At 74.1% G+C, this 14,833-nt stretch carries 13 protein-coding genes; 7 read left to right on the forward strand and 6 right to left on the reverse strand.

The window, feature by feature from the left end:
* Nucleotides 1-46 precede the first annotated feature (46 nt).
* Nucleotides 47-790, forward strand: coding sequence for a MerR family transcriptional regulator (locus PP1_RS13755; RefSeq protein ID WP_010232570.1), 744 nt, complete (start codon nt 47-49; stop codon nt 788-790).
* A gap of 29 nt (nt 791-819) precedes the next feature.
* Entirely contained in the window at nt 820-1,254 is a 435-nt protein-coding gene (locus PP1_RS13760; protein WP_010232571.1) for an acyl-CoA thioesterase, read from the forward strand.
* Here the strand turns inward: PP1_RS13760 and PP1_RS13765 are convergent, their stop codons facing one another.
* Nucleotides 1,255-2,436, reverse strand: coding sequence for a fumarylacetoacetate hydrolase family protein (locus tag PP1_RS13765; RefSeq protein ID WP_010232572.1), 1,182 nt, complete (start codon nt 2,434-2,436; stop codon nt 1,255-1,257).
* Between the two features lie 434 nt (nt 2,437-2,870).
* Between PP1_RS13765 and PP1_RS13770 the strand changes: the two genes are divergently transcribed.
* From PP1_RS13770 to PP1_RS13780, 3 genes are all read left to right on the forward strand, one after another.
* A complete protein-coding gene (locus PP1_RS13770) occupies nt 2,871-3,434 on the forward strand; it encodes a hypothetical protein (RefSeq protein ID WP_010232573.1) in 564 nt (187 codons plus the stop codon).
* Nucleotides 3,435-3,662: 228 nt separating this feature from the next.
* Nucleotides 3,663-4,751: an S-(hydroxymethyl)mycothiol dehydrogenase gene (locus tag PP1_RS13775; RefSeq protein WP_010232574.1), complete on the forward strand. Its 1,089-nt coding sequence runs from the start codon at nt 3,663-3,665 to the stop codon at nt 4,749-4,751.
* Nucleotides 4,751-5,377 (forward strand): MBL fold metallo-hydrolase, encoded by a 627-nt coding sequence (locus tag PP1_RS13780; protein WP_010232576.1) that lies wholly within the window; start codon nt 4,751-4,753, stop codon nt 5,375-5,377. The genes PP1_RS13775 and PP1_RS13780 overlap by 1 nt, the downstream gene beginning before the upstream one ends.
* Before the next feature lie 513 nt (nt 5,378-5,890).
* On the opposite strand, the gene PP1_RS13785 is transcribed toward PP1_RS13780, so the two are convergent.
* Nucleotides 5,891-7,153, reverse strand: coding sequence for an MFS transporter (locus PP1_RS13785; protein WP_010231756.1), 1,263 nt, complete (start codon nt 7,151-7,153; stop codon nt 5,891-5,893).
* A 22-nt stretch (nt 7,154-7,175) separates the two neighbouring features.
* Nucleotides 7,176-8,186 (reverse strand): iron-siderophore ABC transporter substrate-binding protein, encoded by a 1,011-nt coding sequence (locus PP1_RS13790; RefSeq protein WP_033199743.1) that lies wholly within the window; start codon nt 8,184-8,186, stop codon nt 7,176-7,178.
* 207 nt (nt 8,187-8,393) lie between these two features.
* Here PP1_RS13790 and PP1_RS13795 point away from each other — a divergent pair, with 207 nt between their 5' ends.
* Entirely contained in the window at nt 8,394-9,755 is a 1,362-nt protein-coding gene (locus PP1_RS13795; RefSeq protein ID WP_010231761.1) for a sodium/glutamate symporter, read from the forward strand.
* On the forward strand, nt 9,752-10,936 hold the full coding sequence (solA, locus tag PP1_RS13800) for an N-methyl-L-tryptophan oxidase (RefSeq protein ID WP_010231764.1): 1,185 nt from the start codon (nt 9,752-9,754) through the stop codon (nt 10,934-10,936). The genes PP1_RS13795 and solA overlap by 4 nt, the downstream gene beginning before the upstream one ends.
* On the opposite strand, the gene PP1_RS13805 is transcribed toward solA, so the two are convergent.
* The 3 genes from PP1_RS13805 to groL all read right to left on the reverse strand — a co-directional run bounded on the left by PP1_RS13805 (nt 10,881) and on the right by groL (nt 14,730).
* A complete protein-coding gene (locus PP1_RS13805; RefSeq protein ID WP_010231766.1) occupies nt 10,881-11,756 on the reverse strand; it encodes a LysR family transcriptional regulator in 876 nt (291 codons plus the stop codon). The genes solA and PP1_RS13805 overlap by 56 nt on opposite strands.
* A 36-nt stretch (nt 11,757-11,792) precedes the next feature.
* Nucleotides 11,793-12,941 (reverse strand): amidohydrolase family protein, encoded by a 1,149-nt coding sequence (locus tag PP1_RS13810; RefSeq protein ID WP_075313942.1) that lies wholly within the window; start codon nt 12,939-12,941, stop codon nt 11,793-11,795.
* Between the two features lie 100 nt (nt 12,942-13,041).
* On the reverse strand, nt 13,042-14,730 hold the full coding sequence (gene groL / locus PP1_RS13815) for a chaperonin GroEL (RefSeq protein WP_010242490.1): 1,689 nt from the start codon (nt 14,728-14,730) through the stop codon (nt 13,042-13,044).
* Nucleotides 14,731-14,833 lie beyond the last annotated feature (103 nt).

The raw sequence follows: 14,833 nt of genomic DNA on the forward strand, positions 1-14,833 counted from the left end.
ACATCAAGACTGTCACGTTCGCGTCCGGGCCCGTAACCTGCTCGCCATGTCCGCCGCGCCGACCGAGTCCGAGGACCTCCTGACCGTCGACCAGCTCGCCGAGCGGACCGGGGTCTCGGTGCGGACCATCCGGTTCTACGCGGGCAAGGGCCTCATCCCCGCACCACGGCTGCGCGGCCGCACGGGCCTGTACGACGCCGGGCACCGCGCCCGCCTCGAACTGATCAGCGAGCTGACCGGGCTGGGCTTCACCCTCGCCGCGATCGAACGGCAGCTGGAACGGCTCCCGCACGACGCCGGCCCCGAGGAGCTCGCGCTGCAACGGGCGCTGCTCACCCCGTGGATCCCGGAGAGCGGCGAGGACCTGACCCGCGCCGAGCTGGACCGCCGGGCGGGCCACCGGCTCTCCGACGCCGACGTCGACACCCTCGCCCACCTCGGCGCCCTCGTCCGGCGCGACGACGGCACCGTCCGCGTGCACGGCGCCATCGCACTGGCCACCGGACTGGACGCGCTCGCCTCCGGGCTGCCGCCCGAGCTGTGGCAGCGCGCCCAGGCGGCGATCGAGAAGCACACCGCGGCCCTGGCCGAGGACCTGATGAGCCTGTTCCAGGACGAGGTGCTCCAGCCCTACCGGGACCGCGGCCGCCCCGCCGACGAGCGCACCCGGCTCGCCGCGGCGCTGTCCCGGCTCAAGCCCGTCACCGTGCAGGGCGTCGTCGCGACGTTCGGCCGGGCCGTGAACCGGACGATCCGGGAGCGGGTGGGCGGGACGCCGCAGAACGGGTGATCACCCGTGGGCCGCCGTAACATCGCGCCATGGCGTCGTTCGAGTTCCCGGTCCGGGTGCGCTACCACGAGGTGGACGCGCAGGGTGTCGTCTTCAACGCCTGGTACCTCGCCTGGTTCGACGAGGCGATGACCGAGTTCCTCGAGTTCCGCGGCCTCACCTACCGCGCGATGCTCGACGCCGGGTTCGACGTCCAGCTCGTCCACACCGAGATCGACTGGCGGGCCGGGGTGGGCTGGGGCGAGGACGTCGCCGTCGCCGTCTCCACGGCCCGGCTCGGCCGCACGAGCTTCGCCCTCGACTTCCAGGTCCGCAGCACCGGCGAGGACGGCGAGGTCGTCGTCACCTGCGACTGCCGCACCGTCTACGTGGTCATCGCCGTCGACGGCTCCGGCAAGCAGGAGATCCCGCCGCTGATCCGGCACGCGCTCGGCGAGCCGGAGCCGATGCTGCCCTTCGCCTGATCAGACCGCGGGCCGGATGCGGCCCCGCACCTCGCCGAGGGAGAAGCGGCTCCCGTCGGCCGCGGGTGCGGTCGCGGTGACGACGACCTCGTCGCCGTCGGACAGCCAGCTGCGCGGGGTGCCACCCGGGAGCATCACCGGGTCCCGGCCGTTCCAGGACAGCTCCAGCAGCGAGCCGAACTGCTCCCGGCGGGGACCGGAGACGGTGCCCGAGCCGAGCAGGTCGCCCGCACGGAGACCGGCCCCGTTCGACGTCAGGTGGGCCACCATCTGCTCCGGCGACCAGTAGAGGTCGGCCGCGGGCGGGGACGAGACCCGGTGCCCGTCGAGGTGCACCTCCAGGCCGATGTCGAGACCGCGGGCGGGCTCGCGCGGGGACAGGTACGGCAGCGGGGCCGGGTCGTGCGGCGGGAACGGGACGCGGGCCGCCGCCAGCTCCGCCATCGGCGTCACCCACGCCGAGATCGACGTCGCGAACGACTTGCCCAGGTGCGGGCCGAGCGGCCGGGTCTCGAACCCCTGGACGTCCCGGGCCGACCAGTCGTTGAGCAGCACGACGCCGAAGACGTGGTCCGCCGCGTCGTCCACGGACACCGGGCCGGGAACCGGTCCACCCAGGACGAACCCGAGCTCCGCCTCCAGATCGAGCCGTCGCGTCGGGCCGAAGTCGTCCGCGCCGCGCTGCCCGGACGGGCGCACCACCGGGCTGCCGCTGACCCGCACCGTCCCCGCGCGACCGTGGTAGCCGACCGGGAGGTGGCGCCAGTTCGGGGTGAGCGGCTCGGCGTCCGGCCGGAAGATCAGCCCGGCGTTCCGCGCGTGCTGCTCGCAGGCGTAGAAGTCGACGTAGTCGGCGACGGTGAAGGGCAGGACAGGGACGAGCCCGTCGACCGGCAGCCGGTGCGCCGCGGCCCGCTCGTGGTCGTCGCGCCAACCCCGCAGCCACTCGACGACCTCGCGCCAGGCCGGGGCGCCGGCGTCGAGCAGGCGGTCGAGGTTCGGCGCGGTCAGCAGCTCCGGGTGGGGGCCGCGCTGCGCGGTGGCGAGCGAGCCGACGTCGAGCAGACCGCCGTCGGGAAGCGGGCACACGATCCGTGAGCCGCCGGGGCGACCGGCCCCCGCGACGGCGCCGAGCGCGAGTCCGGGCGGCGGGCTGGACGGGAGCTGCGGCGCGATCGTCACGGCGCCCGACCGTACCCGGACACACCGCGATCCGGACCCCCGCGCTGCACCCACCCGACCGCCCCTCGCACAGACCCTCTGCCTCCCGCACAGGCCGGCTGCCTCCCGCACAGGCCGGCTGCCTCCGCGCGAGTCGGCGCGCCCGCACGGGCCCACTGCCTCCCGCACAGGTTGCCTGCCTCCCGCACAGGTTGGCGGCATCCGCACAGGTTGGCGGCGCCCGCACAGGTTGGCTGCCTCCCGCACGGGTCCGGTCCCGTGCGGGAGCCCGTGAGCCTGTGCGGTTCAGCGGAGCCTGTGCGGCTCGCGGTGGGACGGGACGGGCAGGGAGCGTTTCGGTGGCGGGAACCCCGGACCCTGGTGGTGCGTTCGTCCTCCGTGCCCGGTTCGGTCGGACCGGGCGTGACTCCCCGATTCCAGGAGGACACCCCCAGATGGGTCTGCTCGACAAGCTCAAGGAGCGCCTCACCGGCGGCCAGGCCGAGCCCCGGCAGCACGCCGGGTTCGGCGGAACGCCGCAGCAGCCGCAGGACCCGGACCAGCAGGCGATCGAGCGCTACCGCTACATGCTCCGGACCGCCCCGCCGGAGCAGGTGGAGCAGGCGCACGCCGAGGCGTTCGCGAAGCTCACCCCGGAGCAGCGGCAGAAGGTCCTCACCGACGTCGGCGAGAACGTGCCGGAGTCCGAGCGGGCCACCTCGACCGAGCCGCAGGCGCTGGCCCGGATGGCGACACGCGCCGAGATGCGCGAGCCCGGCACGATGGAGCGCTCCCTCGGCGGTGGCCGCGGACCGGGCATGGGCGGCATGATCGCCGGCTCGCTGCTGGCCGGCGTCGCGGGTGCGTTCATCGGGACCGCGATCGCCGACGCGATGTTCGACGACTCCGGCGACGCCGGCGGTGAGGACCTGGCCGCGGCCGACGAGCCCCCGGCCGAGGACCCCGGGTTCGACCCCGGGTTCGACGGCGGGTTCGACGGCGGCGACATCGACTTCTGAGGCGGCGCGGGACCGGCCCGCCCACCCGGCGTGGGCGGGCCGGGGCCCCGGTCGCCGACACCGCTGCGTCACCGCCGGGGCGGGCCGTGATCCCGCAGCCGGGGGTAACCCGCGAGTAACACGTGTTTCGCCCGGATCCGGCGAGACAGTGACCCACGACGCATGCCAGAGTCGCGATCCGAGCATCCGTCCTACCGGACGTCGTCGATGACGAGTGGAGTACAACGAATGGCACAGCAGGTACGCGGGGTCGTTGCCCGCGCCAAGGGCGAGCCGGTGACGGTCGAGACGATCAACGTTCCCGATCCCGGTCCGGGCGAGGCCGTCGTGAAGATCCAGGCATGCGGGGTCTGCCACACCGACCTGCACTACAAGCTCGGCGGGATCAACGACGAGTTCCCGTTCCTGCTCGGTCACGAGGCCGCCGGCATCGTCGAGTCCGTCGGCGAGGGCGTCTCCGACCTCGAGCCCGGGGACTACGTCGTCCTGAACTGGCGTGCGGTGTGCGGGGTCTGTCGCGCGTGCAAGAAGGGCAAGCCCCACCTCTGCTTCGACACGCACAACGCGAGCCAGAAGATGACCCTCACCGACGGCACCGAGCTCTCCCCCGCGCTCGGGATCGGTGCGTTCATCGAGAAGACCCTCGTCCACTCCGGACAGTGCACCAAGGTCGACCCGACCGCCCCGCCCGAGGTCGCCGGCCTGCTGGGCTGCGGCGTCATGGCCGGGCTCGGCGCCGCGGTCAACACCGGGCAGATCGGTCGCGGCGACTCCATCGCGGTGATCGGCTGCGGCGGTGTCGGTGACGCCGCCATCGCCGGCGCGAAGCTCGCCGGCGCGACGACCATCATCGCCGTCGACACCGACCCGAAGAAGCTGCAGTGGGCCGCCGACTTCGGCGCCACCCACACCGTCAACGCCAAGGAGCAGGACGCGGTCGAGGCCATCCAGGCCGCCACCGGCGGCTTCGGCGCCGACGTCGTCGTCGAGGCGGTGGGGCGCCCGGAGACCTACAAGCAGGCGTTCTACGCCCGCGACCTCGCCGGCACCGTCGTCCTGGTCGGGGTGCCCACCCCGGACCTGCAGGCGCCGGAGATCCCGCTGATCGACTACTTCGGACGCGGTGGCGCACTCAAGTCCAGCTGGTACGGCGACTGTCTGCCCAGCCGTGACTTCCCGATGTACGTCGACCTGTTCCTGCAGGGCCGGTTCCCGCTGGACAAGTTCGTCACCGAGAAGATCGGCCTCGACGACATCGAGTCCGCCTTCGAGAAGATGCACCACGGTGAGGTCCTGCGTTCGGTGGTGATCCTCTGATGGCCCCCGTCGACCACGTCGTCACGTCCGGCACCTTCAACCTCGACGGCGGCAGCTTCGACGTCGACAACAACGTCTGGATCGTCGGCGACGACCGCGAGGTCTTCGTCATCGACGCCGCCCACGACGCCGTCGCGATCGCCGCCGCGGTCGGCGACCGCCGGGTCAAGGCCATCGTGTGCACCCACGCGCACGACGACCACGTCAACCAGGCTCCCGCGCTCGCCGACCGGTTCTCCGCGCCGATCCTGCTCAACCCGGCCGAGATGGTCCTCTGGGACATGACCTGGCCCGACCGCAAGCCCGACGGCACGCTCGCCGACGGCCAGGTCCTCTCGGCCGGTGGGATCGACCTGCGCGTGCTGCAGACCCCCGGCCACTCGCCGGGTTCGTCCTGCCTCTACGCGCCCGAGCTGGGGATCGTGTTCACCGGCGACACCCTCTTCCAGGGCGGGCCCGGCGCCACCGGACGGTCGTACTCGTCGTTCGACACGATCATCGAGTCGATCCGCACCACGCTGCTGACCCTGCCCGGCGACACGCAGGTCCGCACCGGCCACGGTGACTCGACGAAGATCGGCGACGAGGCACCGCACCTCGAGGAGTGGATCCGCAACGGGTCCTGACCCGCACGGCGCACACCCGGGCCCGGCACCGACCTCGGTGCCGGGCCCGCGCCGTGCCACGGCCCGCTCGTACCGAGCCGGCCCACAGCAACCCACCTCGCGCGGACCCGCCCGCACCCGCCCAGGCCGGCTGCGCCGATGCCGCACAGCCTCCACGGCAGCCGCACAGGTACGCGGGCCCCCGCACAAGACCGATCCTGCGCGGGAGGCCGTCAACCTGTGCGGCAGCAGCGGCGCCGCTCTGCGCGCGCCCCGCGCCGCGCCGCGCCACCGAGCCGCGCCGCACCGCCGAACCGCACCGCACCGCCGCGCCGCGCCGCGCCGCGCCGCGCCCAGCCGCGCCGCCGAGCCGAAGGCGCCCCCACCACCGGCCGGCCCCGCCGACGAGAACCCGTGGAACCGCACGGGTTCTGCAACGACCGCGCAGGTTTTCGGGCTGCCGCACGGGATCGGCCCTGTGCGGGAGGCCTCCGACCAGTGCGGCTGATTGGTCGGGCGGCCGGTGAGGTGGGGTCAGGGGGCCCGGTGGCGGTGGCGCACGAGGGGGGTGGCGATCAGCAGGGCCGCGGCTGCGGCGCCGAAGGCGGCGGCGAAGCCGAAGGGTTCGGCGATCGCGCCGAGGCCGGAGGCGCCGAGGCCGGTCCCGGCGTCGTAGGCGATGTTCCAGGCGGCGCTCGCGGCTCCGTAGTGCAGCGGGCCCGCGGCGGCGAAGAGGGTGACCATCGCGTCGTTCTGCACCAGGCCGAACCCCGCACCGACCGCGGCCGCGCCCACCACCAGGAACGCCGCACCGACCGGAGCGGCCAGCACGCCGGTCATCCCGGCCGCGGCGACGAGCGTCCCGATCGGCAGCAACGCCCCCGGTCGTCCGCTGCGGTCGGTGCGCGCACCGGCGACACCCCGCCCGACCAGCGCGCCGAGCGCGGTGGCGAACAGCGCGGCCGGCACCGCGAGGCCCGACCCGGGAGCGGCGAGCGGGGCGAACGTGATCACGCCGCCCTGGGCGGTCGAGCACACCAGCATCGCCAGGACCGGTGCGGCCGGGAGCCGGCGGCGGCCGTCACGGGGGTGGCCGGTGGCGCCGGCGAACGGCGACCGACGTGTGTATCCCGCGACGCCCGGCCCCGGCACCTCCGGAGCGTGTCCCGCGCCGCCCGGACCCGATCCGGTCCGACGGTCTCCCCCGGCGCCCGGCCCCGTCCGAGCGCGTCCCGCGACGGCCGGACCGCGCACGAACGCGATCACCAGCGCCCCGCCGACCGGGGCCAGCCCCGCGGCGACGAACACCCCCGTGAACCCGATCGCGTCGACGACGGCCACCCCGGCGGGCAGCAGCGCCAGCTGCGGGAGGCCGACCGCGTAGCCGTACCGGGCCGACGCCCGCCCGTGCGCCGACGGCTCGACCAGCTCGGCGACCAGGGCGCTGCCCGCCACCGTCGCCATCCCGAACCCGACACCGCGCACGGCCGAGACCGCCAGCACCGGCGCGAGGTCCGCGGTGAGTGCGAGCAGCGGCGTGGGCAGCCCGAGCAGCAGCGATCCCACCACGAGCACCGGGCGGTGCCCGACCCTCCGCAGCATCGCGGGCACGAGGAGCTGGGTGCCGACGGTGACCGCCATCAGCACCCCGGTCGTCAGCCCGGCGCCGAACTCGCCCGACCCGCCGCGCGCCACCCACAGCGGCACCACCGGCAGCAGCAGCGCGTAGCCGCCGAAACCGAGCGCAGTGGCACCGAGGAGCAGCAGGAACGGCGGGGAGGACAACGAGCGGGGCACGCCCCACCCTGTCAGTCCCCGGTCAGGTCCTGGGCAGCGCCTGCTCCACCATCGGGACGATGCCGTCGAGCGCGGCGGGCAGGCTCAGCACGGTCTGCCAGCCGAAGGCGTTCTCCACCGCGCCCTCGAGGAAGATGCTGCGCTGCTCGCGGGTCACCGGCAGCCGGGAGACCAGCTGGTCGTTCTCGACCGTGGCCTTCCCGCCGGGGGTGAAGGACAGCTGGTCCCAGACGAGCAGGTCGTGGTCCAGCTCGGTCGCCTGCTCGAAGCTCAGGTCGGCGTAGAAGTTGGTCCCGGCGATCTCGTCGAAGCGCGGCGGGGTGACGAACCCGAGGTTGCCGAAGAACCGCGACCGCGGGTCCTGCGAGGCGAAGATGCTGAAGTTGTCGGCGCCGCGGGTCGCGACCGCCGCCTGCTTGCCCGCCCACTGCGGGTTCGCGTCGCGGACCTGCGCGAACCGCGCGTCGAGGTCGGCGACCAGCTGGTCGGCCTGCGCCTCCCGGCCGAGCGCGCGCCCGGTGAACCGGGTCGCGTCCTGCCAGGGGACGCCGTAGTCGTTGAAGCCGGCCGGCGGGCCCACGGTCGGTGCGATCGCGCTGATCGTGGCGTAGTTCTGCTGGTCCAGGTCGGAGTAGATGCCGATGATCAGATCCGGCTGCAGCGCCGCGATCTTCTCCGGCTCCAGGGTCGGCATGTTCAGGATCTGGGGCTGCGAGCCGGTCTGCTGCGCCGCGGCCGTCGCCCACGGCTGCACGGCGGTGTTCTCGTCGCCGTACCAGTAGCGGACGCCGACGACCGGCACCCCGAGCGCCAGGATCGCGTCGTGGTCGGAGTAGCCGATGCTCACGACCCGCTGCGGGGCGCGCTCGATCGTCGTCGAGCCGAACTTGTGCTCGATCGTCATCGGGAAGCCCTCGCCGTCGGCCGCGCCGCCGCTGCCCCCACCGGACTCACCACCACCGCACCCGGACAGCAGCACACCGCCCGCCGCCGCCAGCGAACCCAGCAGCACCTGCCGCCGTGAGAACTCCATGACCAGCACCTCCGTGATCGTTCCGGCGGAATGTTAGCCAGCCTTGCCTCACCTGCATACAGGCGAGCCTGACTCCGTCCGCGGTGGGCGATCGGCGGACGACCGTTCACCGGCACGTAGGACGTCCTCGCGCGTCCGTATGGCGCAGCCCTTCCGGGTGCCACTGCCGCGTTGCTACGAACGTGCAGGACAACCGAGGAGGTGCGCATGGAGTTCGGACCCTGGTCGCTGGTGGTCGACGCCGGCCTGATCGGCGGGCTGCTGCTCGTCGGCACGCTCGTCCGGCGGTGGGTGGTCCCGGCCCAGCGGCTGATGCTCCCGGCGAGCGTCGTCGCGGGATTCCTGGGGCTGCTGCTCGGTCCGCAGGTGCTCGGGGTCCTGCCGTTCTCCGACCAGCTCGGGACCTACGCCTCGGTGCTCATCGCCGTCGTCTTCGCCTGTCTCGGCCTGGGCGACGACCCGCACTCGCGCGGCTTCGGCCGGTCGACCGCGGCGTTCTCCGCCTTCTCGTTCGCGATGTACGCGCTCCAGGTCGGGCTGGGCATGGTGCTGGCCTACGTGCTGTTCGTGCCGGTGTTCGGCACCCCGGACGGGTTCGGCCTGCTGCTGTTCGCCGGCTGGGCGGGCGGCTTCGGGTCGGCCGCCGCTGTCGGCTCGGTGTTCGCCGACGCCGGGTGGGAGGGCGCGGCGTCGCTCGCCTTCACGTCGGCGACCGTCGGGATGCTCGCCGGCGTGGTCGGCGGGATCGCGATCGCGAACTGGGGTGCCCGGCGCGGGCACACCGACCGGATCGGCCGGTTCGACCAGCTTCCCGCGGCGCTGCGCACCGGCCTGGTGCCGGCACCGGACCGGGAGCCGACCGGGATCGGGACGACCTCGCCGTCGTCGATCGAGCCGCTCGGCCTGCAGGTCTGCCTGATCGCGGCGGTGACGGTCCTCGGCTACGGCGTGGCCGAGGGGATCGGGCTGCTGGTCCCGTCGTTCGCGGCGCCGGTGTTCGTCCTCGCCTTCCTCGCCGGGCTGCTGGTCAAGACGGTCGCCCGCCGGACGCCGGCCTGGCAGTACTGCGACCAGCGCAGCCTGAAGAGCATCTCCGGTCTCGCCACGGACCTGCTCATCGTCTGCGGCATCGCCTCGATCACGCCCAGCCTGGTCGCCGACTACTGGCTGCCGCTGACCCTGCTGTTCGTCGCCGCGCTCGCACTCAACCTGGCGATGTTCCGCTGGGTCGCCCCGAAGGTCATGCACGGCGCCTGGTTCGAGAAGTCGCTGTTCACCTGGGGCTGGGCCACCGGCGCCGTCGCGACGTCGGTCGCGCTGCTGCGGATGGTCGACCCCGATCTCGACAGCCGCACCCTGGAGGAGTTCGGACTCGCGTACCTGCCCGTCGCACCGCTGGAGACGGCGAGCATCGCGGTGACGCCGCTGCTGGTGCTCGCGGGTCTCGGGTGGGCGGTCGCGGGCGGCTGGACCGCGGCAGGACTCGTCGCCCTCGCCCTGCCGTTCCTGCTCGGCTGGACCCGCGCCCGGTCCGGCACACCCGACCGCCCCGGAGAGAGGACCTCATGAACGACCATCCCCTGCCCGACGCCGACGTCGCCGTCATCGGCCTCGGAGCGATGGGCTCGATGGCCGCCTGGCAGCTGGCCGAGTCCGGCGCGGACGTGCTCGGCTTCGAGCAGTACGGCCTCGCGCACGACCGCGGGGCCGCGGGCGGCGAGTCCCGCCTGTTCCGCGCGGCCTACCACGAGGGCCCGGAGTACGTCCCGCTGCTGCGCCGGGCCCGGGACATGTGGATCGAGCTCACGGAGAGCTCCGGGCGCCCGCTGTTCACCCCGACCGGATGCCTGTCGGTCGGCCTGCCGGACATCGACCCGATGCGCAACGTGCGGGCCTCGGTCGACGAGCACGGCCTGGAGCACGAGATCCTCGGCCCGGACGAGCTCACCGCCCGGTTCCCGCAGCACGCGCCGGCCGACGGTGAGATCGGGATCCTCGACGCCGCGGGCGGGATGCTGCGCCCCGAGCTGGCCGTGGTCACGGCGCTCGAGCGGGCCCGCGCGTCCGGCGCCCGGCTCCTGGAGCGGACGGCGGTGCTGGCGGTCGAGCCCGACGACGCCGGCGTCACCGTCGTGACCGCCGAGCGGACCTGGCGGGTGCGCCGCGCCGTCGTCACCACGGGGCCGTGGGTGCGCGAGCTCGTCCCCTGTGCAGCGGTGACCCCGAAGCCGGTCGTGCTCACCTGGTTCGCACCGGTCCGGGTGCAGGACTACCTGCCCGAGGTGTTCCCGGCCTTCATCCGCGACACCGGCGGCCATCACCTGTTCGGTTGCCCGGTGATGGACGGCGTCTCGGTCAAGGCCGGCGTCGCCGACGTCTGGGACCCGCTGGCCGACCCGCGCGCGCTCACCCGGGACCTGCCCGAGCCCGCGCTGGCACCCGTCACCGAGGCGGTGCGGCAGCTGCTGCCCGGTCTGCACCCGGATCCGATCCGGCACGGCGTCTACATGGACGGCTACACGGCCGACCGGACGGCACTGGTCGGCCCGGCACCGGGTGCCCCGAACCTCACCGTGCTGGCCGGGTTCTCGGGCCACGGGTTCAAGATGGCGCCGGTGTTCGGGCGGGTCGCCGCGGACCTGGTCCTCGAGGGCGGGACGGCGTTCGACGTCGCCCGGATGGATCCGGGCCGGTTCAGCCCCGCAGGCGCAGCAGCTCGTCCCGCAGCGCCCGGCCCGCAGGCGCGCTGACCGGTCCGACCAGCACCGACAGCGGGGTGACGGCGAGCGGGTCGCTCAGCGGGCGCGCGACGACCCCGGCCATCCGCAGCCGGGTCGTCGCGCGCGGCACGATCGCCACCGCGAGCCCCGAGGCGACGACGCCGAGCACCGACTGGTCGTTGACGGCCTCCTGGGTGACCCGCGGCGAGAAACCGGCCCGCACACAGGCGGCGACGATGGTGTCGTGCGCGACGGGCGCGTGGTCGCGCGGGAAGCGGACGAACGACTCGCCCGCCAGGTCGGCGAGGTCGACCGGGCCGGCGTCGGCGAGCGGGTGCGAGACGGGCAGCAGGCAGGTCAGGGGCTCGTCCGCGAGCCGGACGACCTCGATGCCGTCCCCGGAGACGAGCATCCGGCACACCCCGACGTCGACGGCGCCCGCCCGCAGCGCCTCGACCTGCGCCCGCTGCCCCATCTCGTGCACCAGCGGGAGCACCTCGGGGTGGCCGGCGAGGAACCCCGGCAGGACATCCGGGAGCAGGCCCGACACCGCGGACGGGATGCAGCCGATCCGCAGCGGCGTCCGCGTCGACCCGCCCGCGACGACCGCGCCCAGCTCCCGGGTGCGGCCCACGATCAGCCGGGCCTCCGGGACCAGCGCGGCCCCGGCGGCGGTGAGCCGCAGCCGTCGTCTGCTCCGATCGAACAGGGCGACGCCGAGCCGGCGCTCCAGCTTGGTGACGGCCTGGCTCAGGGCGGCCTGCGCCATCTGCAGCTCGCGGGCCGCGTCGGTGACGCTGAGCCGGTCGGCGACGGCGAGGAAGTACTGCAGCTGACGGACCTCGACCATCGGCCCATTGTCGTCGCGATCGCGTCGCGGACGCTCTCAGCGGGAGCCCTGGCGCGGCGCCCCGCGCCGCACGGTGCGCGGCGCGTGCGGCAGGTCCAGGCCGTAGAGCCGGGCCGCGGTGCCACCGAGGACGGCCTCGCGGACGTCGTCGTCGAGCTCGGGGTAGCGGCCCCGCAGCGGCTCCGGGTAGCGGAACGTCATGAGGTCCCGGATCAGCCGGGCCGGCCGCACCAGGGGGTAGCCGCTGCCGAACATCAGCCGGTCCGGGCCGTAGGCGGCCAGCAGCTCCCCCAGCGCCTCCGCGGCGGGGACCGGGTCGCGGCGCAGCCCGACCAGCACCTCGGTGAGCAGGACGTGCACGTTCGGCAGCCGGGCCAGCCGGACCAGCGCCGCGGTCGGCGCGATCGTCGCCCCGAGCACGAACCGCACCCGGGGCAGGGCGGCGGCGAGCTCCCGCACCTCGGCGAGCTCGATCCCGCCGGCCGGGAGGGGGCCCGCGGTGCGTGCCCGCACCGGGAGCGCGGAGCCGGCACGGACGGGCTCGGCCCAGCTGGGCCACCGCGGCCGCGGGGTGGCGTCACCGGCGTCGACCACGCCGGCGTACGCCCAGCCCGGTGCCGCGGCCGGCGGCCGCGCCGTCGGTGCGACGCCGACGTGCACCACCCCGGCGCCCGCCTGTTCGGCGCGGATCAACGTCCGCCGCAGCCACGACGCCCGCAGCGACACCGCCGTCTCCGGGCGGCGCGAGGGCAGCACGGTCAGCGCCCGCATCCCGCCCCGGGTCACCTGGGCACCGATCCCACGGGCCCGAGCCCGGTCGGCCGGGTCGAGCTCCCCGGCGAGCACCAGCCGTCCGGGATGTTCCTCGGCCAGCTCGGCGTGCCACCCGGGTGCCGCGAAGCCGAGCACGAACAGGTCGTCGAACGTGGCCGGGACCAGGACGGCGCGGTCGACGGCCGACAGCACGTGTGCGGCCAGCGCGTCCGGCGTGACCAGGCCGAACGCGTCGGCCGAGAGCGGCGACGGCGAGGGGTCGACCATCCGGTGCCGGTGGTGCAGGTCGGCGACGAACTGTTCCCCGGCCGGACCGGCCTGGTTGTGGGGGCGGCCGTCCCAGCCGTGGACCTGGGCGTCCACCACGGACGGGACGTCCGTACCCGCGCACCACCGGTCCACCTCGACCATCCCTCCACTCTCGCGAACCGGCCCGGCACGCGCAGGGCGTGCCGGGCCTTCGATCCGGACCCGCGACCCGGGTCCGGATCGCCGTCGTCGTACGCCGGGGTCAGCCCACCGACGGTCCGAGGCCCATCGACTGCGGTGTGCTCGAGTCCGGGTCGGGCTGCGGGATGCCCTCGTCCAGCTGGCCGAACTCCGTCATGAGCGCCTTGTTCCACGGCGTCTGTTCCTCGGCCACCAGCGAGTTGGTGGTGAGGATCAGGCCGGCCACCGACGCCCCGTTCTGCAGGGCGGAGCGGACCACCCGGAGCGGGTCGATGATCCCCAGCTCGACCATGTTCCCGAAGCGGCCCTCCAGCGCGTCGAACCCGTCGTCGGAGGCCATCGCGGTGACCTGCTTGACGACGTCGTCGCCGTCGTAGCCGGCGTTGGACGCGATGAGGTGCACCGGCTCGGACAGCGCGTGCCGGACGATCTCGACGCCGAGCCGGTAGTCCCCGGTGACGTCGAGGGCGTCGAGCGCCGGCTCGGCGTGCAGCAGTGCCGCACCGCCGCCCGCGACGATGCCCTCGGCGACCGCGGCCCGGGTGGCCTGCAGCGAGTCGTCGACGCGGTGCCGGATCTCGCGGGTCTCGGCGTTCGTCGGAGCGCCCACCGAGATGATGGCGGCCTTGCCGGAGAGCCGGGCGATCCGGTCGGAGAAGAAGTCCTCGTCGGTGCCGATGGTGGCCCTGGCGAGCTCGGCACGGAGCTGGGCCAGCCGGTTCTCCAGCGCGCCCCGGTCGCCCTTCCCGCCGATGAAGGTGGTGCTCTCACTGGTCACCCGCACCTGCGAGGCGCGGCCGAGGTGCTCGATGTCGATCTGCTCCAGCGAGAACGACGAGCTCTTGGAGTGCACCTTGCCCCCGCACAGCGAGGCCATGTCCTCGAGCAGGTGGATGCGCTTCTCCCCGAACCCGGGCGCCTTGATCGCGACGGCCTGGAAGTGCCCGTTGACGTGGTTGTGCACCAGCATCTGGAGTGCGGTGCCCTCGACCGTCTCGGCGACGACGACCAGCGGCCGGCGCTCGTTGCGCATGATCCGGTCCAGCACCGGCATGATCTGCTGGACGTCCTTGATCTTCTCCGCGGAGAAGAGGATGTAGGGGTCGTCGACGATCGCCTCGAGGGTGCCGGGGTTGGTCACCATGTAGGGCGACACGTACCCGTTGTCGAACTCGAAGTCCTCGACGAACGAGACCGTGACGCCCGGGATCGGGGCGTCGTCGACGGTCACCACGCCGTCGTCGCCGACGGTGTGGAGCGCCCGCGCGACGACGTTGCCGATCGACCAGTCGTCGTTGGCGGAGATGGCGGCGACGCGGGCGTACTCCTCCTCGGAGCTCACCGGGTGCGAGACGGCCTGCAGCCGCTCCACCAGTGCCCCGACGGCGAGGTCGATGCCCCGCTTGACCAGGACGGGGTTGCCGCCGCGCTCGATCGCGCCCATGCCCTCGCGGACCATGGCCTGCGCGATGACGGTCGCGGTCGTCGTGCCGTCGCCGACGGTGTCGTTGGTCTTCACCGCCGCTTCCTTGAGCAGCTGGGCGCCCATGTTCTCGAACGGGTCGCGCAGGTGGATCTCGCGGGCGATGGTCACGCCGTCGTTCGTGACCTCGGGCGAGCCCGTGATCTTCTCCAGGATGACGTTGCGTCCCTTGGGACCGAGCGTGCTCTTGACGGCTTCGGCGAGCTGGTCGACGCCGGCCTGCAGCAGGTGCCGGCCCTCGGCACCGAAGCGGAGTTCCTTGGCCATGGTGGGAGTCCTCCCGGAGAAAAGTTGGTCCAGTGCGCGGGTGCGGATCAACGTGAGCGGCGCCGCACCGCCCGAGCCGGCTCGGGTGTGTGGTGGGGCCCGC

It is taken from the genome of Pseudonocardia sp. P1 (assembly GCF_000178675.2).
Taxonomy (GTDB): domain Bacteria; phylum Actinomycetota; class Actinomycetes; order Mycobacteriales; family Pseudonocardiaceae; genus Pseudonocardia.

What these genes read in the sequence shown, in the direction of transcription:
- PP1_RS13755 (WP_010232570.1), top strand. Translation starts at nt 47, where the DNA reads ATGTCCGCCGCGCCGACCGAGTCCGAGGACCTCCTGACCGTCGACCAG.
- PP1_RS13760 (WP_010232571.1), top strand. Translation starts at nt 820, where the DNA reads ATGGCGTCGTTCGAGTTCCCGGTCCGGGTGCGCTACCACGAGGTGGAC.
- PP1_RS13770 (WP_010232573.1), top strand. Translation starts at nt 2,871, where the DNA reads ATGGGTCTGCTCGACAAGCTCAAGGAGCGCCTCACCGGCGGCCAGGCC.
- PP1_RS13775 (WP_010232574.1), top strand. Translation starts at nt 3,663, where the DNA reads ATGGCACAGCAGGTACGCGGGGTCGTTGCCCGCGCCAAGGGCGAGCCG.
- PP1_RS13780 (WP_010232576.1), top strand. Translation starts at nt 4,751, where the DNA reads ATGGCCCCCGTCGACCACGTCGTCACGTCCGGCACCTTCAACCTCGAC.
- PP1_RS13790 (WP_033199743.1), bottom strand. Translation starts at nt 8,186, where the DNA reads ATGGAGTTCTCACGGCGGCAGGTGCTGCTGGGTTCGCTGGCGGCGGCG.
- PP1_RS13795 (WP_010231761.1), top strand. Translation starts at nt 8,394, where the DNA reads ATGGAGTTCGGACCCTGGTCGCTGGTGGTCGACGCCGGCCTGATCGGC.
- solA (WP_010231764.1), top strand. Translation starts at nt 9,752, where the DNA reads ATGAACGACCATCCCCTGCCCGACGCCGACGTCGCCGTCATCGGCCTC.
- PP1_RS13805 (WP_010231766.1), bottom strand. Translation starts at nt 11,756, where the DNA reads ATGGTCGAGGTCCGTCAGCTGCAGTACTTCCTCGCCGTCGCCGACCGG.
- PP1_RS13810 (WP_075313942.1), bottom strand. Translation starts at nt 12,941, where the DNA reads ATGGTCGAGGTGGACCGGTGGTGCGCGGGTACGGACGTCCCGTCCGTG.
- groL (WP_010242490.1), bottom strand. Translation starts at nt 14,730, where the DNA reads ATGGCCAAGGAACTCCGCTTCGGTGCCGAGGGCCGGCACCTGCTGCAG.